The organism is Psychroflexus salinarum, from assembly GCF_042677225.1.
Taxonomy (GTDB): Bacteria; Bacteroidota; Bacteroidia; order Flavobacteriales; family Flavobacteriaceae; genus Psychroflexus; species Psychroflexus salinarum.
The window spans coordinates 162,704-186,190 of the sequence record NZ_JBHTIV010000010.1; the positions used below are offsets into that span (position 1 = coordinate 162,704).

Sequence of the window (23,487 nt, forward strand, 5' to 3'; positions counted from 1 at the left end):
AGATATCCAGCTTATGTCCAAATCATCACTTAAACATTACGCTTTAGTTTTAGGAGGAAGCCAAGGTCTTGGTTATGCTTCAGCTTTGAAGTTAGCTCAAAAAGGCTGGGATCTGCTCATTATTTATAGAGATAGAAAAAGTAATTTACCAGAAATCGAATCTAGATTTGAAGCTATTAAGCAGTATGGAGTTGATCTAAAAGCCTTTAATCTAGACGCGACAAATTCAGAAAAACGAAAAGAATTTATAGCTCAACTTCCAGTACTACTAGGCGAATCAGGGAAAATAAAATTGCTACTCCACAGCATCGCTAAAGGTAACCTGAAAGCAATGACAGGAAATGCACCTCTCAGTCAAACTGATTTACAAATTACTGCCAATGCTATGGCTTATAGTTTTTATGATTGGTCGAAAGACATCTTGGAGGCAGGTTGTTTTGCAAAAAACACCAAGCTTTTAGCCTTTACAAGTGAAGGAAATCAACGGGTATGGAAACATTATGCAGCTGTTTCTGTGGCTAAAACTAGCCTAGAAACACTTATGAAGTATATGGCAGCTGAATTCGCTGAATTTGATATGACTGCTAACTGTATTCAAGCCGGTATGGTAGAAACTCAATCTTTCCAGATGATTCCTGGTCATGAACAATTAAAAAAAAATGCTATAAAGCGCAATCCATTTCATCGTTTGACTCAACCTGAAGATGTTGCAAACGTGGTTTATCTTATGAGTTTAGATGAATCCAGGTGGATTAATGGTTCTGTAATAAAAGCTGATGGCGGAGAAAGCTTGTAAAAATAGAGGGATAATGAAATCATCCAAAATCATTTCGAAATTACCATATCAGGAGCCTTTTCTATTCGTGAAAACCATCGATGATGTGTCAGAAAACTCAATCAAAGGTAGTTACAGGTTTAAAGCTTCTTCGTGGTTTTATAAGGGGCATTTCAAAAACAACCCCATCACGCCAGGGGTTATCCTTACCGAATGTGCCGCTCAAATTGGTTTGGCAAGTTTTGGATTGTACCTGTTATCCCAACAAGAAAATGTTGATTTAGAGCAAGTGAAATTAGCAATGACTTCAACCAATATCGAATTTCTTAAACCTGTTTTGCCTGATGAAAAAGTGATTGTGGAAGCTGAAAAAATGTATTTTAGATTCAATAAATTAAAATCTTCTGTCAAAATGTATAATCTGTCTGGAGACCTGGTGCTTCGTGGAGAACTTGCAGGTGTTATTTTACCTTAGTTATGAACAAAAAAAGAGTGGTTATTACAGGAATGGGAGTAGTTGCTCCCAATGCTACTGGGCTTGCTCAGTTTGAGCATGCAATAAAAGCTGGTAAAAGTGGCATTGAATTTCATCAAGAATTAAAAGATTTAAAATTTAGCTGTCAGATTGGTGGGGTGCCAGAAGTTTCTCAGGAACTTTTGGATAAAAATTTTACAGCTCTTGAACAACGAGGTCTTTTGGCGACAGGTTTGATTTATGGTGGAATTGCTGGTCAAGAGGCTTGGAAAGATGCTAAATTGGAAATAAAAGATGAACTCGATACAGATACTGGAATTATTTTCGGAACCGGAGTTCTTGGAGTTGAGAAATTGAGAGAGGCTTTTAATAAAATAGATGATAAGCAAGTTAGGCGGTTGGGAAGTACCAGTGTTCTGCAGACGATGGCTAGTGGAATTAGTGCGTTTTTAGGAGGGAAATTGGGCTGTGGAAACCAGGTGACATCTAATTCTTCGGCCTGTTCTACAGGAACTGAAGCTTTATTAATGGGTTTTGAGCGTATTCAATACGGGAAAGCCAAACGCATGCTGGTAGGGAGTTGTAGTGATTCTGGACCTTATGTTTGGGGAGGTTTTGACGCCTTACGGATTTTACCTCATCAATATAATGATGCTCCAGAATTAGCTTCTCAACCCATGTCCGTAACTGCTGCAGGTTTTGTGCCTTCGAGCGGGGCAGGAGCTTTGGTTTTGGAAAGTTTAGAATCTGCTTTAGAAAGAGACGCCACTATTTATGCAGAAGTTCTAGGCGGACACATCAACTCTGGTGGCCAGCGAGAAAAAGGAAGTATGACTGCTCCCAATTCCACAGCGGTTAAAAGCTGTATATCCGAAGCTTTAGAGGAAGCGGGGGTAAAATCAAAAGAAATAGACCTTATTAATGGTCACCTCACAGCAACTGCTATGGATGCCACAGAAATTGAAAATTGGTCTCAGGCTTTGGGCTTATCTGGCAAAAATTTCCCTTATATTAATTCGTTAAAAAGTCATGTTGGTCATGCTTTGGCAGCGGCTGGAAGTATTGAACTAATAAGTTCTGTTTTGGAATTAAAAGGCGGATTTATTTTCCCAAACATCAATTGTGAACATATTCATCCTGAGATTTTGAAACTCGTCGATGAAGATAAAATTCCAAGTAGTTTAATTGAAAAAAAAGTAAATATTTTGGCTAAAGCAAGTTTTGGTTTTGGTGATGTTAATGCCTGTGTTATCATAAAATCTTACAATGATGAATAAGAAAAACCTTAAAAAACGTTATTGGATTTATGGTGGAGTAGGGACTGCTCTGCTAGGATTCGGGTTATCTGCTTTGGTGGAGAGTGGATTTTTGAAGCATAGTGAAGCTCCAGCTTGGCAATGGGTTTTGGCAGGAACTTTATCATTAATCATCGTGATGACTGGAGTGAATTTCTTGTTTGAGAGTTTTAGGTGTAAACAGAAATTGAACGATAAGTTTTAGAGTTTTACCTTTTCTCTTTTCTGATTTTGATACTGCAAAGCTTAGAGTTTTGAGACTTATTTATAAAAACTAATTAGTAAATTGCTTTCAAAAAATTTATGACTTCTGAAGCTATACAAGAGCGTTTAAAGCCAATCGTGAAACTTTATGTTAACAATCAGGAAAATTTTAAAAATCTAACGCTTGAATCTAATTTTATCAATGACCTTGAAATCAACTCAGCCAATTTGGTGGATATCGTGCTTGATGTTGAAGATGAATTCGACATCCGTATCGAAAATGACGACATGGAAAAAATGACCAATGTAGAAGCTACTGTTAAGGTGATACAGAAAAAACTTGCTGCAAAGTGATTGGAAATGATATTGTCGATTTGGCAAAGGCTAAAGAAGAATCGAATATTTTTCGACCACGATACCTTGAAAAAGTTTGCTCTACCACAGAAGTTAATTTAGTTTTATCTAATGCCAATTCAATCACTAATTTTTGGAGAATCTGGACGATGAAAGAATGTGCCTATAAGGCTTTTCAAAGAAAATTTAGTATCAAAACTATATTCAATCCATTTGCATTTACTTGTCAATTTGAAGATTCTGAATTTGGAAGAGTTAGTTTCCAAAACTATCAACTTTCAGTGGAGACCATCCAAACTGATGAGTTTATGTATTCTGAAGTGATAAATTCTAAAACAAATCAACGTTTTTTTGGTTCTACATTGGATTTCCTTTTAGACTTGAAAACAAAACTAAACCTCCAATCACTACCCGAAGTTTCAAAAACAACAGAGGGTATTCCAGTATTGAATTTGCCAAATAAGACTTTGCCTATTTCCAAAACCCATCATGGGAAATTCCAAGTCTATCTCTACTAATGAAGTTTATCAGTATTAATAATTTAATAAAGAATTGGTCTCTGGTACAATTCATGTTATTAGTTTAATATATTTGTTTTTATGAGATGTTTTAATTACACATTTTTAATTCTTTTAATAAGTTCAATTGGACTTATGAATGCTCAGAATCGTGATTTTCCAACGCGAGGGTCGGAAGTGAACAATAATCCAAAATTTAAATCTTCGAGTTCTAGCTCAGGTATGAATCGGCTAGGTTTGCCTAACCGAAGCAAAGTCAAAGATATTTTTGCTAAAAATGAAAAGGGTAAAGACTTTAAGCCAAAAACTCAGTTTACCAATCCAAGTGATCTTTGGACCGACAAGCTCAACAAAAAGCCTGAAGACGAAAACAAAGGCATGAGAGAGGAATGGGGTGAAGATATGAACCTTGGCGATTTTGTAACTTCATCGGATAAGATGACTTTTATTTGCCGTGACCATATGATGTTTGACGGTGACAGGGTTCAGATAAGAGTTAATGACAAAGTTATTGTTGAAAACTTACTTTTGGAAAATGCTTATAAAGAAATCACTATTCCCCTTGAAATAGGTTTTAATAAAATCGAATTTATAGCGCTAAACCAGGGAGAAGCTGGTCCAAATACTGCTGAATTGAAAATTATTGACGGTTCCAAATTGCTTTCCAGGAATGTATGGAATTTGTTAACCGGAGTAAAAGCCAGTACTGTTATCGTCAAAAATGAATAATCATTTTTCTAATAAGGCTATAGCAATTCTAATTTTGCCATAACTCATCTTTTCATCTAAGGCTTCAAATATTGGTTTTAATGCTCCTTCATATTCTATTTTTTTAAGAACAGTTTCCACCTCCTTTACTTCTGATTTTGAAACGTGTTTGCTTAATTCAATAGGTTTGCCTTCAGAATGAAGCTTACATAAATGAGAGATTATAGTTGTAGATTTTAAATTTCGTTCTTTTGCTATTTCTTCAATACTCTTGCCTTTTTTGTAAAGCTCATAGGTTTCCGTGTAAGTTGAGATTTTCTTTTTCCTTTTCTTAATGTTGAATAATTTGATGACTTCAATAAATTCATCAGCATATTTTTCAGCCTTTAAGATGTTGACACCACTTATAGATTTAAATTCTTCTTCGCTTTGTGGTCTTTCTTTTTCAATTTCTTTCAGCGTAGCATCGTTGAAGACCAAATATGGTGGAATATCTTCTTCAACAGAAATCTGCATTCTCAGTTGTTTTAACTGATTGAACAAATTAGAAGTTTTAGAAACTTTTTTTATTTCTGTTCCGCCTGTTTGTTCTGCTTTCGGCTTGGTTAACCAAACCTGTTCATTCTCAAATAAAACCTTTTTAGCCAAAGGTGTAAATTCTAAAGCATTTTTTCTATGGAATGCAATTTCGATATATCCTAGATTGATGAGTTGTAAAATGTAATGTTGCCAATCTTTCCAGCTTATATTTGTTCCAATGCCGTAAGTCTTCAAATCTTGATATCCTTTATCGTAAATGCTTGCATTTTTTGCTCCTCTCAATATGTCTATTATAGTTCCAATTGGTTCTTCTTGCTTTACTCTTGCTACAGCTGAAAGTGCTTTTTGAGCAATGACTTTAGCATTAATAAATCGTGGTGGATTTTTACACACGTCACAAAATCCACAATTGTCTGTGAGGTGTTCGCCAAAATACCCAAGTAAAATTCGTCGTCTACAGGAAGTAGCTTCTGCAAATTGTTTCATCCTCTCTAGCTTAGCTTCTTGGACTTCTTTGTTTTTGCCATCTTCGATAAACCGTTTATATTGAATCACATCTGCATAAGAATGAAACATCAATGCATTTGCGGTAAGTCCGTCTCTACCAGATCGACCTATTTCTTGGTAATAACTTTCTATATTTTTGGGCATGTTGTAGTGAATTACCCAACGCACGTTTGATTTATCGATGCCCATTCCAAAAGCTACAGTTGCACAGATGATTTGAGTTTTATCATAGACAAACTCTTCTTGTATTTTGCTTCTTGTCTCGGAATCTAAACCAGCGTGATAAGCTTTTGCTTTAAATCCTTTTTGAGTAAGGTCTTTCGCTAATTTCTCTGTTGATTTACGGCTTAAACTATAAACAATCCCGGCTTCATCTTTTCTTCTGAGTAAGAAGTTTTCAATCTGCTTTAAACGTTGATTGGCAGTTCTTACTTCTAAAAAAATATTTTCCCTATCGAAAGAAGACAAGAACACTTTTGCTTTAGGAATGCTAAGTTGTTTTAAAATGTCTTTTCTTGTGGTTTTATCTGCTGTTGCTGTTAAAGCTAAGACAGGCGTGTTGGGTAAGGATTTTTTCAAAAACCCGAGCTGTTGGTATGAAGGTCTGAAATCATGACCCCAGGATGAAATGCAATGTGCTTCATCTACAGCGATACAACTGATGTAGTTTTCGTTTAAGATTTCTTGAAGGCCAGAAAGACTTTCAGGTGCTGTGTAAAGGAGTTTTAATTCTTTATTGGCTACTTTAGACTTGATTTCTTGTTGAGTTTCTGGAGTTTGGGTGGAGTTAAAAAACTCAGCTTTGATACCGTTGCTTCTGAGTCCATCTACTTGATCCTTCATCAAAGCGATCAGCGGTGAAATAACCAATGTCACGCCCTCAAACTCCAAAGCTGGTAACTGAAAGCACATAGATTTCCCACCTCCCGTTGGCATGACAACTAAGGCATCATTTTTATTTAATACATGCTCGATAATTTCAGATTGATTTTTTCTGAAACTATCATATCCAAAATAGGTTTTTAGATGTGAAAGACTATTCTGAATCAGTTGAGAGGCCATGTAAGAGTTTTCCGAATTGAAGCCGCAAATTACAATTTCAGTTTTAGTTTTTTAAAGTTCAATAATGATATATTTGTAGAAATGATATCAAAAAAGACAAAATACGCTATCAACGCTTTAGTTTTTCTTGCCAAAAGAGAAGGACAGGGTCCAATAGTTATAAGTGAAATCGCTGAAAAAGAGCATATTCCAAGAAAATTTTTAGAATCTATTCTGCTTAATCTCAAAAAAGCAGGAATTTTAGCTAGTAAAAAGGGTAAAGGTGGCGGCTACTACCTTTTACAAGATCCTGACGAAATTAACTTAGCCGATGTGATGCGACTTTTTGATGGCCCTATAGCTTTTCTACCTTGTGTGACTTACAAGTACTATGAGCGTTGTGAAGAATGTAAAGATGAGGAAACCTGTGGCATTAGAGATGTCTTTTTCGAAGTCAAAAAGAAAACCGTTGAGCTTTTGAAACAAGCTAGCTTAAGCGAGATCATAAAGCGTGAAAATCGTTTGATTAGCCTACTCTAATTACTAAAGAATTTAAAAAAAATATTTTACTCTGATAAAGTCTATAGATTTAGTAGACTATTATATATTTGGAGAAAATATTTTTCAATGACCACCGCTGCAATTATTACCATTTGTGTCATTATTCTTGCAATCATTCTATTTGCTACAGAAGCTTTACCAATCGATTTAGTAGCTATTACGATAATGATTATTTTGATATTAACGGGTGTCATCACACCTCAAGAAGGCGTTGAAGGTTTTAGTAATAAAGCCACGATAACAGTTGCTTTTATGTTTGTATTAAGTGCTGCTCTCCTTAAAACAGGAGCTCTCCAAGTTTTGGCTCATCGCCTGTCTAATATATTTCGATACAATTTCAACAGTGGAATTTTGATGATGATGTTTATGATAGCCGTCATTTCTGCATTTGTAAATAATACTCCTGTGGTTGCTGTTTTTATCCCAGTGGTTATTCAGATTGCTCATACCTCTGGTCAGAGTCCATCAAAAATGTTGATTCCGCTTTCTTTTGCCTCTATTTTTGGAGGGATGTGTACTCTTATTGGTACCTCCACCAATATTTTGGTAAGCGGGATTGCAGAAAAGGAGGGAGAAAAGGCAGTAGAAATGTTTCAAATGAGTCCAGTGGCTGGGATACTTTTAGTGGTTGGCGTCATTTATATGTCAGTTTTAGGCATCAGGCTTCTTCCAAAATCCAGACGCTCTAAAGATTTAAAAGAAAAGTATGAAGTTAATAACTACATCACTTTAGTGGAGTTGTTATCAAATTCAACCTCAATCGGAAAAAAAATTATGGAATCTGAATTGATAACAGAATTCAATATGGATATTATTGAGGTGCGACGTAATGGAAGTCAATTTACTTTGCCTCCTGGTGATTTTGAATTGAATGAAGGTGATGTGCTTAAGGTGAGGTGTGATGTTGAGAAACTGAAATCATTAAAAGGCAAGACCAAAACTTTGTCGGTTTCTCCGCTCAAAATTGGTGATAACGATCTTTCCGGAACAAATTCTGCTTTGGTGGAAATGGTGATTACATCTTCATCAGAAATTCATGGTAAAACGCTTAAGGAATTAGATTTTAGAAGGCGATTCAGAGCAATTCCTCTGGCGATAAAGCATAGGGAAGATATAAAGCATGATGATTTATATGATATAAAACTTAAGTCTGGAGACGTGATTCTTGCTGAGGTAAAGTCCCATTATGTTAAAGAATTGAATAAACTGGAATCTGGTCAAAACACTCCTTTTGTGTTATTGTCTGAAAATCACCTCACAGATTTTGACAAGAAGAAATTTAGCATTGTTATTTCTTTAATAGGAATCATGGTAATTCTGGCAAGTATTGGTTTTTTAGACATCATGGTTGGTTCTATTTGTGCCGTAATTATTCTGGTATTTGCTAGAATCCTTAGCATGAAAGAAATCTACGAGGCCATCAATTGGAAGATTATTTTTTTGCTGGTAGGTGCTTTAAGTTTGGGCTTGGCTATCAGCAAGACTGGTCTGGATACGCTTATCGCCCGAGCTCTACTTGATCAGTTAGAACCACTTGGCATTATTGCTGTAATTTCTGGCTTATACTTAGTGACTTCTTTACTCACAGAAGTTATGTCCAATAATGCTTCAGCAGCGCTTATGACACCTATTGCTATTGCCATCGCTCACAATTCAGGAGTGGATGTTTTACCATTTCTGGTTACAGTAATGATTGCAGCCTCTGCTACTTTTATGACGCCTATTGGCTATCAAACCAATACCATGGTGTATAGTGCTGGGAATTATAAGTTTAGAGATTTCTTTAAAGTAGGCTTTCTTCTGAATATAATGTTCTGGATCATTTCAAGCTTTACGATTCCTTGGTATTTCAATCTGATTTAATATAATTCGAATAAGCTATAGAACCTAAAGGCTACAAACAGATTGAGTAAGGCGAAAAACAGAGAAGGAAAAGATTGAACGAAGTTGTCTTTGATCTTTAGTCGAACCCCAAAACCAAGACTCATTAATAGTATGAGTCCAATTGCTGCTAAGAATCCTACAAGGGGCATAAAATAATAACCACCTAACAAACCTAAGGCTCCAGCAACTTGAAAAAAACCTGTGAGCTTTCTTTGAATAGGGGAGAGTCCAAACCTTTCAAACTCTTTATACATTTTTGGACTAAAAAAACAGCCAAGTCCATAAAAGAAAAATGAAATGCTTATAAATAAAACCAAGATTTGTAAAACAATCATATCAACTTAAGGTGCTAGGATTAGAAACGGTTCCAAAGGTATGTTTCTTAAAATCCAAAACCCCAAGACGAATGCTAAAATTAACCATGGTGCAGCATTATGATGAAGTAAATTTTTGGTGGGTTTGGAGTTTGTAGAGTTGATGTATGATACATAAAACTTATAGGCTATAATCAAAACAGCGAGCAAAATCAAAAAGTTGTGCTGTAAACCTGTCCAAATGTTACCATGAAGAATATCATGTAAAGCTCGTTGTGTACCACAGCCAGGACAATGATAACCGGTAAACAGATGAAATGGACATTTTGGGGTAAAGGCAAATGTAGTTGGATTTACTGTATAATAAAATATACCCAAAGCCAGTATGACGATGGGTATACCTATTTTTATTAGTAAATAATAATTCCTTGTCACTAATCTTATCGATTTACTTTTTGCATTTCTGCTTCATAAGCTTCCATAAATGCATCGCCACCAACAATTGCAATAAATATGATGTAGCCTATTATCACTACAAGACCTGACACTATGGCAACTATCCACCATGTTTTAGCATTTTTTGAAGCTCTAAGTGCTCCTTCATAGTCTCCAGCATTGTATTTTGAATTGACCTGAGAAGCATATATAATGCTTACAATTCCAGCAGGTAAACAACATAGAATTGTAGTAATAATAGATAAAGCCAAATGATTTGGCGGCATTGGCGGTTGGTTTTGGTTAGTTTCCATAATATAAAGTTTTAGTTTGGTTAAAATTAACACTTCAAACCAAACTACCTAAATTTTTGTAAAAAAATTATTTCAGTTCGTGTACAAACTCAGCTAGTGCTTTTACTGTATGATCTATATCTTCATAAGACAAAGCATCATTCAAGAAATAACTTTCAAAAGCACTTGGCGGCATGTAAACTCCACGATCGAGCATACCATGAAAATAAGTTTTGAATTTATCATTATTCCCATGAGCTGCAGATTTAAAATCAGTTACAGGTTGTTCACAAAAGTGAATAGATATCATAGAACCTACTCTGTTAATTTGATGCACAACTCCAGCATCATCAAGGACTTTCTTCATGCCTTGGTGTAGATGTTTTGTTTTTTTATCTAGACTTTCAAATATGTCTCTGTTGGAATTCAGTTCAGTTAGCATAGCGTACCCCGCAGCCATAGCCAAAGGATTCCCGCTCAATGTTCCAGCTTGATAAACGGGACCATCTGGAGCTAGATGATTCATAACTTCTGTTTTTCCAGCAAAAGCACCAACGGGTAAACCTCCTCCTACAACTTTTCCAAAAGTTACTATATCTGCTTTTACCCCTAAAAGCTCTTGTACTCCGCCTGGAGCCAGTCTAAAGCCTGTCATGACTTCATCAAAAATTAAAAGGATGTTGTTTTCATCACATAGCTGCCTTAAGCCTTCTAAAAAGCCATCTTTAGGGATAATACACCCCATATTACCAGCAATAGGTTCTATGATAATACAAGCAATATCACCTTCATTTTCTTTAATAAGAGTTTTCACACTCTCCAAATCATTATAATCTGCTAAAAGAGTGTCTTTAGCTGTACCTTTTGTTACTCCTGGTGAATTGGGTTCCCCAAATGTAACAGCACCACTTCCTGCTTGTATGAGGAAAGAATCACTGTGGCCATGATAACAACCCGCAAATTTGATGATTTTATCTTTTCTGGTATAACCTCTGGCTAGTCTTACAGCACTCATACAGGCTTCTGTACCACTATTTACAAAACGTATTTTATCTATGTTGGGTACCATCTCCACAGCTAACTTTGCAATTTTAGTTTCCAACTCTGTAGGAATACCAAATGAAGTACCCTTTTTAGTTTTATCAATAACTGCGTCTACAACAGAAGGAAATGCGTGGCCCAAAATCATAGGACCCCAAGATGAAATGTAGTCTATTAACTTATTCCCATCCTCATCATGTAAATAAGCACCTTTTGCTTCTTTAACGAAAATAGGGTCTCCTCCAACAGCATTGAAAGCTCTTACAGGAGAATTTACGCCCCCTGGAATATATTTTTTGGCTTCATCAAATAATGCGCTACTTCGTTTATATATCATAATACTAGTTTTTTACTTTTAGTTGTTGACCGATTTGAATATGGTCACGATTTAGTTTATTAATTAGTTTCAATTCTTGTACTGAGATACCAAATTTCTCAGAAATATTATAGAGAGTATCTCCTTTTTTTACATTGTAAAATTCTGGACCTGTTATCATTAATCTTTTAGGTTTAGGTAAAGGAATATCGGCTGCTTTACCCAAAACCGCTTTGTCAAATTCGTAGAGATGGTAACGTTCTATTAAGCTTATCAGTTTTTGAGGGTATCTTGGATCTGTAGCATATCCAGCTCTTCTCAAGCCCCGAGCCCAAGCCTTGTAATCATCGCTATCATAATCAAATAAAAAACCATAACGGCTTCTTTCAAATAAAAATAAGGAGTGATCTCTAAATGAAAATTGAGGATCTGCATATTTTCTGAAACACTCTTGAGCTTCATCATCATCATGATATACTTTCTCACCTTCCCATCCATTACATTTGATTCCAAAATGATTGTTGGAACGCTGTGTTAAATTTCCATTACCAGAGCCAGATTCAAGAATTCCCTGTGCTATAGTAATGCTAGCAGGAATCCCGTACAATCTCATTTCTTCTTGAGCTATTCCAGCATAATTGTAAATATATAGCTCAACTGCATTTAGATTACTCAATTCCGAATCTTGAATTTCTTCATCCAGATGGTCTTCTAAATCAATATTATTATTATTATTATTAGGCTGAGACTGTTTTCTTTCATTTGTTGTTTGCGATTGTTGAGTTTGGTTATTTTCTACTGAAACAGTTTTTGTTTTCTTTGACGTTCCACAAGACATCATCATGAGGAGAGACAAAAAACTGAAGGCTAAAGTATATTTCATAAACGATTGATAGTTTGTAATCCTTTTTGTTCTAAACTACGGTTCATACCTTCAACACCCTGAAGACCGCCAGTATGAATTGCTAAAATACGAGTATTTTTAGTAAAAAACCCAGATCGAATCATGTCAAAAATACCATAAAACATTTTTCCAGTATAAATAGGATCGAGAGGAATGTTATAATCGCGCTGAAAAGCATTGATAAAATGAATTAATTCTGAATTTAACTTTGCATAACCTCCAAAATGATAATCAGTTTGAAGAGACCAATTGTTTTTTTGTGTCCATTTTGATATTTCTTTTTCAAGAAAATCACCCTTTAAAGCACTAAATCCAATGCAGTGTTGATTGTTCTGTGCGCCTTCAATAAGACCAGCAATAGTTCCTCCAGTTCCTACAGAGGAACATACTACATCAAAATTATTATGCTTTTCTAAGATTTCTTGGCAACCTTTTATGGCGAGTGAATTGGTTCCACCTTCAGGAATTATGAAAATAGAAGCATTTTTCTCAATTAATGATTTTACAATAGGGATATCTTCTTTAAGCCTGAAATCACTTCTAGAGGCAAAAATAAATTGCATTCCTTTTTGATGTGCAAAAGCCAAAGTTGAATTAGACGATAATGTTTTTTCTAAGTTTTGTCCTAACTCTTCACCACGAATTACTCCGATAGATTCTAAGCCTAAGATGTGACATGCTTCTGCAGTCGCTGCAATATGATTGGAAAAAGCCCCTCCGAAAGTCAAAACCTTGGAGTTTTTGTCCTTTTGAGCTTCAAGAAGGTTGTATTTTAGTTTTCTAAACTTGTTCCCTGAAACAATTGGATGAATAAGGTCTTCACGTTTTATGTATAGGTCAATTTCATTAAGAGTTCCAATATGCTCTGTAGCAGAATCATAGTTTTTTTCGAAAAAAGAAATTGAACTCATAGTGTCTTCTAAAATAAAACTCAAAATTAAAGCCTTATCTTCGATTTAAAGGAAGGTTTAATTAAATTTGATAAATGAATTATTTTAAAAAGCAAATTCCACTTGAGGAAGGAGACTTTTATTTGACGAAGGAAGGATATAGATGTTTTACCGAACAATATCACTTGAAAAGAGGTTACTGTTGCAAGAGTGGATGCAGGCATTGTCCATACGGTTTTGATAAAAAAAATCATAATACTTAAATATCATAATTACTCTTCATGGTCAAAACATTTTCAATATGTAAGAATGGCATGCTAATTGTTTTATAGTATATACTATTTTGGACTTAATTTTTTAAAAATTAACAATCATGAAATCATTAAAAATTATTATAGCTTTATTAAGTATCATTTCTTTTACATCATGTTCTTCTATAAAAGTTGCAACAGATTACGATAGGGAAATTGATTTTACAACATATGAATCTTTTGCTTTTTATAAACCTGGAATTGATGCTGCAGAAATTTCAGATTTAGATAAAAAAAGAATTCTTAGAGCTATCGAAAGAGAGTTGGTATCCAAAGGAATGGTAAAAACAACTGACCCGGATTTACTCATAAGTATTTTCACTGAAACTACAGAAAATGTAAATATCTATCAAAATAATTTTGGATATGGTTGGGGATGGAATCCTTATTTTTGGGGACCAGGAGGCTATAACTCTGTATCTTCCAATATTGAAGGAACACTTTATATTGATTTAATTGATGCTGAAAAGAATGAGTTGGTTTGGCAAGGATTAGGCTCTGGAATTTTGAGTTTAGACATGGATGAAAAAGAGAAAAAAATTAACGAAATCGTAAATAAAATAATGGAGAAATACCCTCCAGAAAGAGACCAGAAGTAAGTTCATGGTTGTTTATTTAGTTTGTTAGGTAAAGCTGTACAAAAATGTTATATTCATTTTGTACAGCTTTATTTTTAATAGAAAAACAGAAAGATATGAGCAGAGGATTTGTAAAAGAGAGTGATCAAGAAGAACCGATAGTAGTTCCTCCAAGGGCTTCATTACCAGAAAATGAAACTAATTATGTTACTCCGCGCGGTAAAGAGATATTGAATGAAGAGAAGGTTTTTTTAGAAAAACAACGCGTAGAACTTGATGCAAAAGATGAAACTGAGCGAAGAAGAGAATTATCTTTGATAGATGGTAAACTTAAACTGCTTACTGAAAGATTGAAAACCGCTCAAATAATTGAACCAAAAAATCAAAATCAAAATGAGGTAAGATTTGGCGCTAAGGTGAAATTTAAAATGAATGGAAATATACAAGAGTTTAAAATTGTTGGTGTTGATGAAGCAAACGTAAAACAAAAGAAAATAGCATTTACTTCACCACTGGCAAAAGCAATGACTTCCAAAAAAGAAGGAGATAAATTTGATTTTAAACTTGGAGAAGAAATTCGTCTAATAGAGATCATAAGTATAAAATACTAACTAAGACATTATTCTTTTTTAATTTGAAACAGAGGTGATTTCTTGAATGAAATCACCTCTGTTTATTTAAAAATTTTCTTAACCTTTTCTACTTCTTTTGTAAATCAATCTTCACTAATTTTTTTAATACTTTCTTGGTGCATCACATGTTTCCCATCAAATTTGATCACCTCTGGAGTGTTAGGGAAAATATACTTAGCTAGTTGGATTTGAGTCTGAATTCTTTCTTCTGATAGATATTCGTCTTCAGTTCCATAAATGATGGAAGTTTTTAATCTGGGAAGGTAAGCGAAACTTGTTGAGTCAAATTCAGCAGGGATGCTTCCTGAATGAATGACCAGATGATCACAATTAATCTTTCGCTGTACCAGCCATCGTGTTACCACAGAAACCCCTTGTGAAAAACCAAGAAGGGTGATCTTTTTGTCAGAGGGTAATTTCTCATTTTCTAAAATTGCATCTAAATAATTAAGAACATTTTCTGTCTCCAACTCCCTGTTTTCTTTAGTAAGCCAAGATGCGCCAACATACTTGTAGGCTTTAGTTTGATAATATTTTGAAGGTGCCTGCGGTGCAATGATATAGTTCAATTTTGGGTCGATATTTTCAAAATAACTGATAAAGAATTTACTTAAAAAGCCAATGCCGTGGCACACTATCCAAACATTTTCAGTGTCTTTGGTAAGTTTGTTGAGAGTTGAGTAGGTATTGGTAGTTTGATAACTAACTTTTTTAGTAAAACTCACTTTATTCTAATTTTAAAAATTCCAACTCAAAGTAAATGTTTAATTCTGTTATGCATGAATAATTTCAGATTTTATTTAATTTTCTTTTTTGAATATTGTTTAATCTAAATTTTCAATCAAATTCCATAAAAGTGTTTTAAAATACTCTGGATAAATAGTGGTGATAGCTTTGCTTTCGTAATTTTGTTAATTCAAATTATTATAATGGATAAACAAAAAATATTAAATCAGTGCAACGCCTACAATAAGAATACTTTGATGGAAACATTAGATATTACTTATGTAGATGTAGGGGAGGACTTTCTCATAGCAAAAATGCCAGTTACTCCAAAAGTTCATCAACCAGATGGGGTTTTACATGGTGGTGCCATGGTAGCTCTCGCAGAAAGTGTGGGAAGTGCTGCCTGCTTTGTATTTCTAGATACTGATAATTTCATGATTCGCGGTTTGGAAATTTCAGCAAATCATGTAAGAAGTTTAAGCGAAGGCGATGTGTTTGCTACTGCAAAATTTATCCATAAAGGCAGGACAACTCAAGTATGGGATATTAAATTGACAGATGTTGAAAGCAGACTTATTTCAGCGGTCAAGTTGACAACTATTGCTCTACCTAAAGCAAGCTAATGCAAAAACTACGCGAACATATTGAGGAGAGATGGTCTTCACAAATGCCTTTTGTGGCCTACCATCTTCCAAATGCTACAGATGTACGCTGTTTTTTTCCGAAAGATTCAGAATTACACTACCTTCAGCGTTATGACGAAGCTGGTTTTATATTTTCATCTTTTGAACCTTCATCCCAACCCATCGTATTTCCAGAAGTTACTTCTAAGGTTTTAAAATTTAAACTTATCGATTATGAAGTGGAATCAAAGAGCAAATTCAGAATAAAAGAAAATCTTAATGAAAAGGAAGGCTATTTAAAATTACTCACCGATGCTATAGATACAATAAAAGCTGATGAGCTTATAAAAATTGTGGTTTCCAGAAAGATTTCAGCTGAATATGACTTGCAAAACCCAGCTCAATTGCTTTTGGAATTAATACAGTTTTATCCTGAAGCTTTTACTTATGTATGGTTTCATCCTGATGTAGGTTTGTGGGCTGGAGCATCTCCAGAATTTCTGGCAAAAACTTATAGAACACAATTTAAAACTATGGCACTTGCTGGGACAAAGCGGGCAGGAGAAGACAGAGATTGGACTGAAAAGGAACTGGATGAGCAACAAATCGTGACCGATGAAATTGTAAATGGACTAAAAAAGCATAGCAAAACCTTGGAGGTTTCTGAGCGAAAAACAGATAAAGCAGGTGGGCTTCTGCATTTGAGAACAGACATTACGGCGACTTTGGAGTCTGCGAAGCTGGGTGATATACTGAAAGAATTACATCCTACTCCGGCTGTTTGCGGTTTACCTAAAGAAAAGGCTTACAAATATCTACAAGCTAATGAAAATTACGACAGACGGTTTTATACAGGATATTTCGGTGAGTTAAACATGCCGCATCATAACCAAAGATCCAGCAGAACCAGAAACCAGGAAAACCAAGCTTATAAATCTATAGTGAGAGCTTCTAATTTGTATGTTAACTTGCGTTGTATGAATTATGAAGATGGAAAGATCAATATTTATGTAGGTGGTGGCATCACAAAAGATAGTATTCCTGAGGAGGAATGGACAGAAACGGTCAATAAATCTAGGACCATGTTAAAAGTGCTATAAGAAATCACTAGACTAAGGCCATTTAGAAATTCTCTCTCTTATTTTTGCATTATGAATCAGATCTATTCTACCATTCCAACAGCTCAATTAATTGCTGAACTTTGTGTTCAAAATGGTATTGAGCATGTGGTGATTTCTCCTGGTTCTAGGAACGCACCTTTAACGATTACATTAGCAAATCATCCAAAAATAAATACATATAGTATTGTTGATGAACGTTGCGCTGGTTTTTTTGCACTTGGCATGACTCAGCGTTTTAATGCGCCAGTTGCGGTAGTTTGTACATCGGGATCTGCTTTGCTGAATTATTATCCAGCAGTTTCTGAAGCTTTTTACAGTAATTTACCATTAGTGGTTATATCTGCAGACAGGCCACCGCACCTTATAGATGTTGGTGATGGACAAACAATAAGACAGCCTGATGTCTTTAAAAATCACATTCTGTATTCTGCAAATTTAAAAGGTGATTATCACAATTCTGAAGATCAATCCATTCTAGGTTTCAATACTCAAGAAACTCACAAAGCTCTTCAAACCGCTATATGGAATCAGGGGCCAGTTCATATTAATGCTCCCTTCGATGAACCACTTTATAACAAAACTGATAAGTTGAATATAAAGATTCCTAAGTTGAACTCTTTACAGCCTGGAAAAACTGAAATTGACGCAACAGATTTTATTAAATCTTGGAATTCTTCAGTGAAAAAACTGGTTTTGGTAGGAGTGAATTTGGATGAGCAAATCGAAGAAGAGGTTTTGAAAATGCTATCAAGCGATCCGTCTATAATTGTAATGACAGAAATAACATCTAATATTTCAGATAAAAATTTCTTTACAAATATAGATTCGATATTAGCTCCAATAGAGTCTGAGGCAGATACTGAAAAATTATTTGAGGCATTACAGCCAGAAATGCTTATTACTTTTGGAGGATTAATTGTTTCGAAAAAGATTAAAAAGTTCCTGAGACAATTTCAGCCTCAAAGTCATTTTCATATTGATCCCCGAGAAGCAAACGATACGTTTTTCTGCTTAACGCAGCATTTTGAAACCTCCGTCAATTCTTTTTTTGACCGTGTCAATTCATCATTAAATAAAATTGACTCTTCCTATTTTGAATTCTGGAATGTGCTCAGGCTGAAAACCTTGCAGTATAGAAAGCTTTATAAGAATGAAATAGGATTTACTGATTTTGCTTTTTATTACAGTTTATTCGAAAATTTGCCACAAGATGAAACGGTTCATTTTGCAAATAGTTCCAGTATTCGATATGCCAATTTATTTGATTCCAAGAGAGAAATTAAAGCCTTTGCCAACAGAGGCACAAGTGGTATTGACGGTAGTACCTCTACGGCTATAGGTTATGCAGTGGCTAGTCAGGAACCAACAACTCTGGTAACTGGCGATTTGAGTTTCTTTTACGATTCCAATGGACTTTGGAATAATTATATACCTAGAAATTTCAAGATTATTCTTCTCAATAATGCCGGCGGAGGAATTTTTAGAATTCTTCCAGGAAATAAGGAAGAAGACTATTTTGCCAATTATTTTGAAACTACCCACAACTTGAATGCAAAGAATTTGTGTGAGATGTATAAGATTCAATACACAGAAGCACATAGTTTGGAAGAAGTAGATAAAGAATTACCTCTTTTTTTTGAGAGAAATGAAACTCCTCAACTTATCGAAATTTTCACGCCAAGGCTTGAAAATGATAAGGTGCTTCTTGGGTATTTTGATTATCTGAGAAAGCATATTGACTTTCAGTCGGTTTTAAATTCCAAATCAATTGAGTCTGCTCCAAACTAAGCCAGTTTCAATTTTAAAATTGATTACTTTTGCAATCTAAATTATTATTGAATGTTAGACTTAGGCATAAAGCATACCTTAACCATAGATAGGGACACTCCTCCAGGATTATTTTTGAAAAATGAAGCGGGAGATGAAGTTCTTCTTCCCAACAAATATAAACCCAGCCAATTTGAAATTGGAGATGAGATAGAGGTTTTTGTTTACCTGGATTTTGATGAGCGTCCAGTGGCTACAACACTTGAGCCTAAGGTAATGTTAGATGAATTTGCTTATTTAACATGTGTTGACAGTAATGATTTTGGAGCTTTCCTGGATTGGGGATTAGAAAAACATCTTTTTGTTCCTCATATGGAGCAGGCATACAAAATGCTAAAAGGAGAGCAGTACCTTATTTTTTGTTATCTAGATGAGCAAACTAATCGTCTTGTCGCTTCAAGTCGTGTTAACAAGTTTGTTGACAATTCTATTCTAACGGTTGAGCATTTTGATGAAGTAGACTTAATTGTTACCAACCCTACAGATATGGGTTATAATGTCATTGTGAACGAAATTCACATCGGATTGCTTTATAAAGATGAAGTTTTTCAAGATTTGAAAACTGGTGATCGTCTTAAAGGAATTATTAAAAAAATAAGACCTGATAATAAAATTGATGTTTCATTACAACGTCCAGGCTATAGAGGTATTGAGCCAAATGCTAAAAAAGTCATGGAAGTTTTGGAATCAACTGAAGATGGATTTTTACCACTACACGATAAATCCAAACCTGAATTGATTTATGATACAGTTCACTTAAGTAAAAAAGCTTTCAAAAAGGCAATAGGAACCTTATACAAAGAGCGTCAAATTACAATTGAAAACGGAGTTGGTATTTTTTTAAAAGGGTAAGTTATCTACTTAAATAGAATACTGGTCTTGACCTTCTTCCGTTTGGAGAAAGTTGGTAAAATGGAGACATTCTACTGAACTTATCACCTAAATCCTCATAAGCAGAGTTTTGTATGCGGTTAAGGCCGGAATAAATTGGCTGTTGGTGGTAAGATGGTGACCAAGGCGATGAAGAACTATTATCAAACTTTGGCTTAAACTTACTAAACATAGCCGACTGTCTCTCTACAAAAGAGAATTCTTGTTTTTGCTGTTGCTGAGCTCTGTATGCTTTTCTGTTTGCAGCAGCTACCATATCAATTTCTGGTCGCTCAGCAAATTTATCTCTAAAAATATTAACTTCAGGTAGATTAAATTCTTTTCCAACAGTTACAGTACTGAAAGGATCTGAGTTGAAACTTAATGAAATAATAGACCTAGCCTCAAAAATTTCGAAGTCAGTTTGAGCCTTAGTTTTAGAAAAACTAAAAATAAGAATTAAACCAAAAGTGAACTTTAATAATTTCATACTACAACATCAACAAATATTATACCCAATCTAAGATTTCCAAATCTTTCCATAACTCTGGAAAAAAACTTCTTTGCTGATGTTTGGGATGAAGGTATTTTTTCCACGGAGAACTTCCGGTACCTTCTTTGGTTTCTCCCTTTTTTTCTAAATACTTTGAAGCTGTTTTTAGATGAATTTTAGGCCATTTGACGTTGTATTGATGGTCAAAATCTTTCATTCTGAAAATTAAATTATCAGAAGGACTTTCAAATTTCTGAAATTGTTCCCAAAGTGTATTTCCTTTTACTTTAGCTGTTAGGTCTTTAAAACTTTGTAAATATTTTTTTTCAAAAGCCATTAAAGTATGAGAAGTTTTGCCAGATTCTCTGTTGTAACCAGCATCTCTCCAATAGATGTTTTCAAAAACTTCATCTACAGAAGGCTCGTCAGAAAGCCTTTTATGTCCTTCCTCATTGACAAGGTTTAATACTGGTGTGCTCATCAATTCTAAATATCGAAATTGAGCACTTTGAAAACCACTAGCGGGAGTAAGAGACATTCTGAATTTATTATAATCTTCATAATCCAAGCCTTCAGTCATAACTTCAAAAGAAGTAATGAGCATGTCCGTGTATCTTATAAGTCGTCTTATTTTTTCAATAAAAACTCTTTCTGAATCAAAGTCCTTAATTTTTATTAGCTGCTTGATTTCATGAATCATGAGTTTCAGTGTAAGCTCCGTGATCTGATGATAGACAATAAATACAGTTTCATCTTCAAAATGAGTTTTTGGCTTTTGTAAAGATAACAGCGTATCTACTTCGATATAATCCCAATAATTCACAGGTTTTGAATACAGAAGTCCTTTGAGGTAGTTATCAGGGTTTTCTCCAAGAGCTTTAAATTTATCCTCTAGTTGTTTTAAAAGCTCGTTATTCATCAGGTAAATTTTTATTCAAATTTATTAAAATATGTCAAGTTTATAGTAATCTTTGATTTTTATATGGGTTTGTTCTTTTATTTCTTTTGTGTTTGAATTAGTTCGAGGATACACATAAGATGTAATTATAGTTATATGTTAATAAGGAATTTAAACTCTTATAGGAGACCTAAAATCTTTCTATCTTTGTATAAAATTTGAAATTATGTCAGAAAATATAGAACGTATTAAATGTCTCATCATAGGATCCGGACCTGCAGGATATACAGCAGCAATCTATGCTGCTAGGGCAGATATGAAACCTGTTGTTTACACTGGAATGGAACCAGGAGGACAACTTACAACTACAACCGAGGTTGATAATTTTCCTGGTTATCCAGAAGGTATTGATGGCCCACAGATGATGGTGGAACTGCAGAAGCAAGCTGAACGTTTTGGTACGGATGTTCGTATAGGGATGGTGACTAAAGTTGAATTATCTGATGAAGTCGGAGGTATTCATAAAGCTCAAATCGATAATAAAACATGGGTAGAAGCTAGAACAGTGATTATTTCCACTGGTGCTTCTGCAAAATATCTTGGTTTACCTAGTGAACAACGTCTAAGAGGCGGTGGAGTTTCTGCCTGTGCAGTTTGTGATGGTTTTTTCTACAAAGGCCAAGATGTTGCTATAGTAGGTGGTGGAGATACTGCATGTGAAGAAGCAACCTATCTTGCCAAGATTTGTAACAAAGTAACCATGCTGGTGAGAAAAGGGGAGATGAAAGCTTCAAAAGCAATGCAGCATCGCGTAGAAAATACAGAAAATATTGATTTACGCTACCATAGTGAAGTGGATGAAGTTTTAGGAGAACAAGTTGTAGAGGGCTTACGAATACTAAACAATCAAACTAACGAAAAAGATGAAATCAATATAACTGGATTATTCATTGCCATTGGACATAAACCCAATACAGATATTTTTAAAGGCTTTTTAGATATGGATGATGTAGGTTATATCATCACAAAACCAAAAACGACAAATACCAATTATCCAGGCGTTTTTGCATGTGGAGATTCTCAAGACAAAGTTTATCGTCAGGCAATCACCGCTGCAGGAACGGGTTGTATGTCAGCTTTGGATGCAGAGCGATACTTGTCTAGTTTAGAGACGACAGAACGATCTGAGCCTCAGGCTGCTCTGAACTAGTTTGAAAATTTATTTTTTTATTGAAGGCTTTTGTAATACGCAAAAGCCTTTTTTATTTGTTCGTCACTGACTTTACAATTGATTTTTGGCTGACCAAAATCTTCCAAAAGCACAAAATTAACATTGCCAGCAGAATTCTTTTTGTCGTGTTTCAGATAAGTTTTTATGCTTGTAATATCATCTTCTGAAAACTCAACAGTTTTAAAATAAGTTCTTATGATTTGACTTGCTTTATCACATTTGTTACTATCAAATTGAAGAACTTCAACTGAAAGTTTTAATGCTAAGATCATACCTATAGCAACAGCTTCTCCATGGAGCAACTTGGCTTTAGATGTAGATTCCATATGATAGGATTCTATAGCATGACCTAATGTATGACCAAAGTTAAGAGCCATTCTGAGTCCGTTTTCAAACGGATCTTCTTCAGCGATATTTGTTTTGACTTTTATAGAGTCTCGAATTAATTCAGGTAATTTATCAACTTGAAACTGAGATAGATCTTCAAAAGAAAAGAAATCATCTGCATTTGCAATCAACCCATGTTTGAGCATTTCTGCAAGCCCACTCCTCATTTCTTCAGGCGGAAGTGTAGCAAGATAACCTACGTCTACTAAAACCAATCTGGGAGGTCTTATTATTCCAACTTGATTTTTTAAACTATCTAGATTTACCCCATTTTTTCCACCAATGGCAGCATCCACCATTCCGAGGAGTGTTGTTGGAACGTGTACAAAGTCAATTCCTCTTTTAAAACAAGATGCAGCATAGCCACCAATATCTGTAACGATTCCGCCACCTAAGTTGATGAGCAAAGACTTTCTATCAGCACCATTTTCAGAAAGAGTTTTCCAGATTTCATTACAAGTTAAAATGGTTTTATGTTCCTCTCCTGGCTCAATTTCAATCCATTCTATCTCTACATTTGCTTCAATTTTTTCTGAAAGAAATTTCGAACAAAACTCATTAGTATTGGTGTCTACTAATATAAATATAGAGGAATAAGATTGCTTTTTTATAAGTTGATTGAGTTCTATATATGCTTGTTCTTGAAATGCTATCTTGTAAGTTTCTAGTTGTAGAGTGTTCATCCTTAAAAAGCTGTGTTAAGATTATTAGAATTGCTTGTTTACAATGCGAAAA

28 protein-coding genes are annotated in these 23,487 nt (G+C 34.7%); 17 read left to right on the forward strand and 11 right to left on the reverse strand.

Annotation, left to right across the window (positions count from 1 at the left end):
- The first annotated feature begins 13 nt into the window (after window positions 1-13).
- From ACFQ0R_RS09990 to ACFQ0R_RS10020, 7 genes are all read left to right on the forward strand, one after another.
- Complete coding sequence (locus tag ACFQ0R_RS09990; RefSeq protein ID WP_379658229.1) at window positions 14-796, forward strand: SDR family oxidoreductase; 783 nt, start codon at window positions 14-16, stop codon at window positions 794-796.
- Between the two features lie 13 nt (window positions 797-809).
- Entirely contained in the window at window positions 810-1,250 is a 441-nt protein-coding gene (locus ACFQ0R_RS09995) for a 3-hydroxyacyl-ACP dehydratase FabZ family protein (protein ID WP_379658230.1), read from the forward strand.
- A gap of 2 nt (window positions 1,251-1,252) precedes the next feature.
- Window positions 1,253-2,527, forward strand: coding sequence for a beta-ketoacyl-[acyl-carrier-protein] synthase family protein (locus ACFQ0R_RS10000; protein WP_379658231.1), 1,275 nt, complete (start codon window positions 1,253-1,255; stop codon window positions 2,525-2,527).
- Complete coding sequence (locus ACFQ0R_RS10005; protein ID WP_379658232.1) at window positions 2,517-2,750, forward strand: hypothetical protein; 234 nt, start codon at window positions 2,517-2,519, stop codon at window positions 2,748-2,750. Before ACFQ0R_RS10000 ends, ACFQ0R_RS10005 begins: the two co-directional genes overlap by 11 nt.
- 98 nt (window positions 2,751-2,848) lie before the next feature.
- Window positions 2,849-3,103: a phosphopantetheine-binding protein gene (locus ACFQ0R_RS10010; protein WP_379658233.1), complete on the forward strand. Its 255-nt coding sequence runs from the start codon at window positions 2,849-2,851 to the stop codon at window positions 3,101-3,103.
- Complete coding sequence (locus tag ACFQ0R_RS10015) at window positions 3,100-3,621, forward strand: 4'-phosphopantetheinyl transferase family protein (protein WP_379658234.1); 522 nt, start codon at window positions 3,100-3,102, stop codon at window positions 3,619-3,621. Before ACFQ0R_RS10010 ends, ACFQ0R_RS10015 begins: the two co-directional genes overlap by 4 nt.
- Window positions 3,622-3,756: 135 nt before the next feature.
- Window positions 3,757-4,350, forward strand: coding sequence for a hypothetical protein (locus ACFQ0R_RS10020; RefSeq protein ID WP_379658235.1), 594 nt, complete (start codon window positions 3,757-3,759; stop codon window positions 4,348-4,350).
- Here the strand turns inward: ACFQ0R_RS10020 and recQ are convergent, their stop codons facing one another.
- The gene (gene recQ, locus ACFQ0R_RS10025; protein WP_379658236.1) at window positions 4,351-6,438 is read right to left on the reverse strand and encodes a DNA helicase RecQ; all 2,088 of its coding nucleotides are present in this window, start codon (window positions 6,436-6,438) and stop codon (window positions 4,351-4,353) included.
- 81 nt (window positions 6,439-6,519) lie between these two features.
- Between recQ and ACFQ0R_RS10030 the strand changes: the two genes are divergently transcribed.
- Window positions 6,520-6,957: an RrF2 family transcriptional regulator gene (locus tag ACFQ0R_RS10030; protein WP_379658237.1), complete on the forward strand. Its 438-nt coding sequence runs from the start codon at window positions 6,520-6,522 to the stop codon at window positions 6,955-6,957.
- Between the two features lie 87 nt (window positions 6,958-7,044).
- A complete protein-coding gene (locus ACFQ0R_RS10035) occupies window positions 7,045-8,841 on the forward strand; it encodes an SLC13 family permease (RefSeq protein WP_379658238.1) in 1,797 nt (598 codons plus the stop codon).
- Here the strand turns inward: ACFQ0R_RS10035 and ACFQ0R_RS10040 are convergent.
- The 6 genes from ACFQ0R_RS10040 to ACFQ0R_RS10065 form a co-directional block, all read right to left on the reverse strand.
- Window positions 8,838-9,197 (reverse strand): DoxX family protein, encoded by a 360-nt coding sequence (locus ACFQ0R_RS10040; protein ID WP_379658239.1) that lies wholly within the window; start codon window positions 9,195-9,197, stop codon window positions 8,838-8,840. The genes ACFQ0R_RS10035 and ACFQ0R_RS10040 overlap by 4 nt on opposite strands.
- Before the next feature lie 6 nt (window positions 9,198-9,203).
- A complete protein-coding gene (locus tag ACFQ0R_RS10045; RefSeq protein ID WP_379658240.1) occupies window positions 9,204-9,611 on the reverse strand; it encodes a DUF2752 domain-containing protein in 408 nt (135 codons plus the stop codon).
- Between the two features lie 5 nt (window positions 9,612-9,616).
- Window positions 9,617-9,925: a CD225/dispanin family protein gene (locus ACFQ0R_RS10050; RefSeq protein WP_379658241.1), complete on the reverse strand. Its 309-nt coding sequence runs from the start codon at window positions 9,923-9,925 to the stop codon at window positions 9,617-9,619.
- Between the two features lie 67 nt (window positions 9,926-9,992).
- Window positions 9,993-11,282: a glutamate-1-semialdehyde 2,1-aminomutase gene (gene hemL, locus ACFQ0R_RS10055; RefSeq protein WP_379658242.1), complete on the reverse strand. Its 1,290-nt coding sequence runs from the start codon at window positions 11,280-11,282 to the stop codon at window positions 9,993-9,995.
- 4 nt (window positions 11,283-11,286) lie between these two features.
- Window positions 11,287-12,144, reverse strand: coding sequence for a glucosaminidase domain-containing protein (locus tag ACFQ0R_RS10060; protein WP_379658243.1), 858 nt, complete (start codon window positions 12,142-12,144; stop codon window positions 11,287-11,289).
- Entirely contained in the window at window positions 12,141-13,076 is a 936-nt protein-coding gene (locus tag ACFQ0R_RS10065) for a 1-aminocyclopropane-1-carboxylate deaminase/D-cysteine desulfhydrase (RefSeq protein ID WP_379658244.1), read from the reverse strand. The genes ACFQ0R_RS10060 and ACFQ0R_RS10065 overlap by 4 nt, the downstream gene beginning before the upstream one ends.
- A 74-nt stretch (window positions 13,077-13,150) precedes the next feature.
- Between ACFQ0R_RS10065 and ACFQ0R_RS10070 the strand changes: the two genes are divergently transcribed.
- From ACFQ0R_RS10070 to ACFQ0R_RS10080, 3 genes are all read left to right on the forward strand, one after another.
- Window positions 13,151-13,318, forward strand: coding sequence for a DUF5522 domain-containing protein (locus ACFQ0R_RS10070; RefSeq protein ID WP_379658245.1), 168 nt, complete (start codon window positions 13,151-13,153; stop codon window positions 13,316-13,318).
- Between the two features lie 110 nt (window positions 13,319-13,428).
- Window positions 13,429-13,965: a DUF4136 domain-containing protein gene (locus ACFQ0R_RS10075; protein WP_379658246.1), complete on the forward strand. Its 537-nt coding sequence runs from the start codon at window positions 13,429-13,431 to the stop codon at window positions 13,963-13,965.
- A 95-nt stretch (window positions 13,966-14,060) separates the two neighbouring features.
- Window positions 14,061-14,555: a GreA/GreB family elongation factor gene (locus ACFQ0R_RS10080; protein WP_379658247.1), complete on the forward strand. Its 495-nt coding sequence runs from the start codon at window positions 14,061-14,063 to the stop codon at window positions 14,553-14,555.
- A gap of 104 nt (window positions 14,556-14,659) precedes the next feature.
- On the opposite strand, the gene ACFQ0R_RS10085 is transcribed toward ACFQ0R_RS10080, so the two are convergent.
- Window positions 14,660-15,301: an alpha/beta hydrolase gene (locus ACFQ0R_RS10085; protein WP_379658248.1), complete on the reverse strand. Its 642-nt coding sequence runs from the start codon at window positions 15,299-15,301 to the stop codon at window positions 14,660-14,662.
- 204 nt (window positions 15,302-15,505) lie between these two features.
- Here ACFQ0R_RS10085 and ACFQ0R_RS10090 point away from each other — a divergent pair, with 204 nt between their 5' ends.
- The 4 genes from ACFQ0R_RS10090 to ACFQ0R_RS10105 are packed head-to-tail and all read left to right on the forward strand — an operon-like array spanning window position 15,506 to window position 19,725.
- On the forward strand, window positions 15,506-15,925 hold the full coding sequence (locus tag ACFQ0R_RS10090) for a PaaI family thioesterase (RefSeq protein WP_379658249.1): 420 nt from the start codon (window positions 15,506-15,508) through the stop codon (window positions 15,923-15,925).
- Window positions 15,925-17,025: a chorismate-binding protein gene (locus ACFQ0R_RS10095; protein WP_379658250.1), complete on the forward strand. Its 1,101-nt coding sequence runs from the start codon at window positions 15,925-15,927 to the stop codon at window positions 17,023-17,025. Before ACFQ0R_RS10090 ends, ACFQ0R_RS10095 begins: the two co-directional genes overlap by 1 nt.
- A gap of 51 nt (window positions 17,026-17,076) precedes the next feature.
- Window positions 17,077-18,834, forward strand: a complete 1,758-nt coding sequence (menD, locus tag ACFQ0R_RS10100) for a 2-succinyl-5-enolpyruvyl-6-hydroxy-3-cyclohexene-1-carboxylic-acid synthase (protein ID WP_379658251.1) — start codon at window positions 17,077-17,079, stop codon at window positions 18,832-18,834.
- Window positions 18,835-18,885: 51 nt separating this feature from the next.
- A complete protein-coding gene (locus ACFQ0R_RS10105; protein WP_379658252.1) occupies window positions 18,886-19,725 on the forward strand; it encodes a CvfB family protein in 840 nt (279 codons plus the stop codon).
- A 1-nt stretch (window position 19,726) separates the two neighbouring features.
- On the opposite strand, the gene ACFQ0R_RS10110 is transcribed toward ACFQ0R_RS10105, so the two are convergent.
- Together ACFQ0R_RS10110 and ACFQ0R_RS10115 are read right to left on the reverse strand one after the other, a co-directional pair.
- Entirely contained in the window at window positions 19,727-20,233 is a 507-nt protein-coding gene (locus ACFQ0R_RS10110) for a hypothetical protein (RefSeq protein WP_379658253.1), read from the reverse strand.
- A 19-nt stretch (window positions 20,234-20,252) separates the two neighbouring features.
- Window positions 20,253-21,155 carry a tryptophan 2,3-dioxygenase family protein gene (locus ACFQ0R_RS10115; RefSeq protein WP_379658254.1) on the reverse strand — a complete coding sequence of 301 codons (903 nt, stop codon included), beginning with the start codon at window positions 21,153-21,155 and terminating at the stop codon, window positions 20,253-20,255.
- A gap of 205 nt (window positions 21,156-21,360) precedes the next feature.
- Between ACFQ0R_RS10115 and trxB the strand changes: the two genes are divergently transcribed.
- Window positions 21,361-22,344: a thioredoxin-disulfide reductase gene (gene trxB, locus ACFQ0R_RS10120; protein WP_379658255.1), complete on the forward strand. Its 984-nt coding sequence runs from the start codon at window positions 21,361-21,363 to the stop codon at window positions 22,342-22,344.
- A 17-nt stretch (window positions 22,345-22,361) separates the two neighbouring features.
- Here the strand turns inward: trxB and aroB are convergent, their stop codons facing one another.
- Complete coding sequence (aroB, locus tag ACFQ0R_RS10125) at window positions 22,362-23,435, reverse strand: 3-dehydroquinate synthase (RefSeq protein WP_379658256.1); 1,074 nt, start codon at window positions 23,433-23,435, stop codon at window positions 22,362-22,364.
- Window positions 23,436-23,487: the final 52 nt, after the last annotated feature.

Bases quoted from the DNA above. Each gene is read 5' to 3' on its own strand.
- ACFQ0R_RS09990 (WP_379658229.1), top strand. From the start codon at position 14: ATGTCCAAATCATCACTTAAACATTACGCTTTAGTTTTAGGAGGAAGC.
- ACFQ0R_RS09995 (WP_379658230.1), top strand. From the start codon at position 810: ATGAAATCATCCAAAATCATTTCGAAATTACCATATCAGGAGCCTTTT.
- ACFQ0R_RS10000 (WP_379658231.1), top strand. From the start codon at position 1,253: ATGAACAAAAAAAGAGTGGTTATTACAGGAATGGGAGTAGTTGCTCCC.
- ACFQ0R_RS10005 (WP_379658232.1), top strand. From the start codon at position 2,517: ATGATGAATAAGAAAAACCTTAAAAAACGTTATTGGATTTATGGTGGA.
- ACFQ0R_RS10010 (WP_379658233.1), top strand. From the start codon at position 2,849: ATGACTTCTGAAGCTATACAAGAGCGTTTAAAGCCAATCGTGAAACTT.
- ACFQ0R_RS10020 (WP_379658235.1), top strand. From the start codon at position 3,757: ATGAATGCTCAGAATCGTGATTTTCCAACGCGAGGGTCGGAAGTGAAC.
- recQ (WP_379658236.1), bottom strand. From the start codon at position 6,438: ATGGCCTCTCAACTGATTCAGAATAGTCTTTCACATCTAAAAACCTAT.
- ACFQ0R_RS10030 (WP_379658237.1), top strand. From the start codon at position 6,520: ATGATATCAAAAAAGACAAAATACGCTATCAACGCTTTAGTTTTTCTT.
- ACFQ0R_RS10035 (WP_379658238.1), top strand. From the start codon at position 7,045: ATGACCACCGCTGCAATTATTACCATTTGTGTCATTATTCTTGCAATC.
- ACFQ0R_RS10040 (WP_379658239.1), bottom strand. From the start codon at position 9,197: ATGATTGTTTTACAAATCTTGGTTTTATTTATAAGCATTTCATTTTTC.
- ACFQ0R_RS10050 (WP_379658241.1), bottom strand. From the start codon at position 9,925: ATGGAAACTAACCAAAACCAACCGCCAATGCCGCCAAATCATTTGGCT.
- hemL (WP_379658242.1), bottom strand. From the start codon at position 11,282: ATGATATATAAACGAAGTAGCGCATTATTTGATGAAGCCAAAAAATAT.
- ACFQ0R_RS10060 (WP_379658243.1), bottom strand. From the start codon at position 12,144: ATGAAATATACTTTAGCCTTCAGTTTTTTGTCTCTCCTCATGATGATG.
- ACFQ0R_RS10065 (WP_379658244.1), bottom strand. From the start codon at position 13,076: ATGAGTTCAATTTCTTTTTTCGAAAAAAACTATGATTCTGCTACAGAG.
- ACFQ0R_RS10070 (WP_379658245.1), top strand. From the start codon at position 13,151: ATGAATTATTTTAAAAAGCAAATTCCACTTGAGGAAGGAGACTTTTAT.
- ACFQ0R_RS10075 (WP_379658246.1), top strand. From the start codon at position 13,429: ATGAAATCATTAAAAATTATTATAGCTTTATTAAGTATCATTTCTTTT.
- ACFQ0R_RS10080 (WP_379658247.1), top strand. From the start codon at position 14,061: ATGAGCAGAGGATTTGTAAAAGAGAGTGATCAAGAAGAACCGATAGTA.
- ACFQ0R_RS10090 (WP_379658249.1), top strand. From the start codon at position 15,506: ATGGATAAACAAAAAATATTAAATCAGTGCAACGCCTACAATAAGAAT.
- ACFQ0R_RS10095 (WP_379658250.1), top strand. From the start codon at position 15,925: ATGCAAAAACTACGCGAACATATTGAGGAGAGATGGTCTTCACAAATG.
- menD (WP_379658251.1), top strand. From the start codon at position 17,077: ATGAATCAGATCTATTCTACCATTCCAACAGCTCAATTAATTGCTGAA.
- ACFQ0R_RS10105 (WP_379658252.1), top strand. From the start codon at position 18,886: ATGTTAGACTTAGGCATAAAGCATACCTTAACCATAGATAGGGACACT.
- ACFQ0R_RS10110 (WP_379658253.1), bottom strand. From the start codon at position 20,233: ATGAAATTATTAAAGTTCACTTTTGGTTTAATTCTTATTTTTAGTTTT.
- ACFQ0R_RS10115 (WP_379658254.1), bottom strand. From the start codon at position 21,155: ATGAATAACGAGCTTTTAAAACAACTAGAGGATAAATTTAAAGCTCTT.
- trxB (WP_379658255.1), top strand. From the start codon at position 21,361: ATGTCAGAAAATATAGAACGTATTAAATGTCTCATCATAGGATCCGGA.
- aroB (WP_379658256.1), bottom strand. From the start codon at position 23,435: ATGAACACTCTACAACTAGAAACTTACAAGATAGCATTTCAAGAACAA.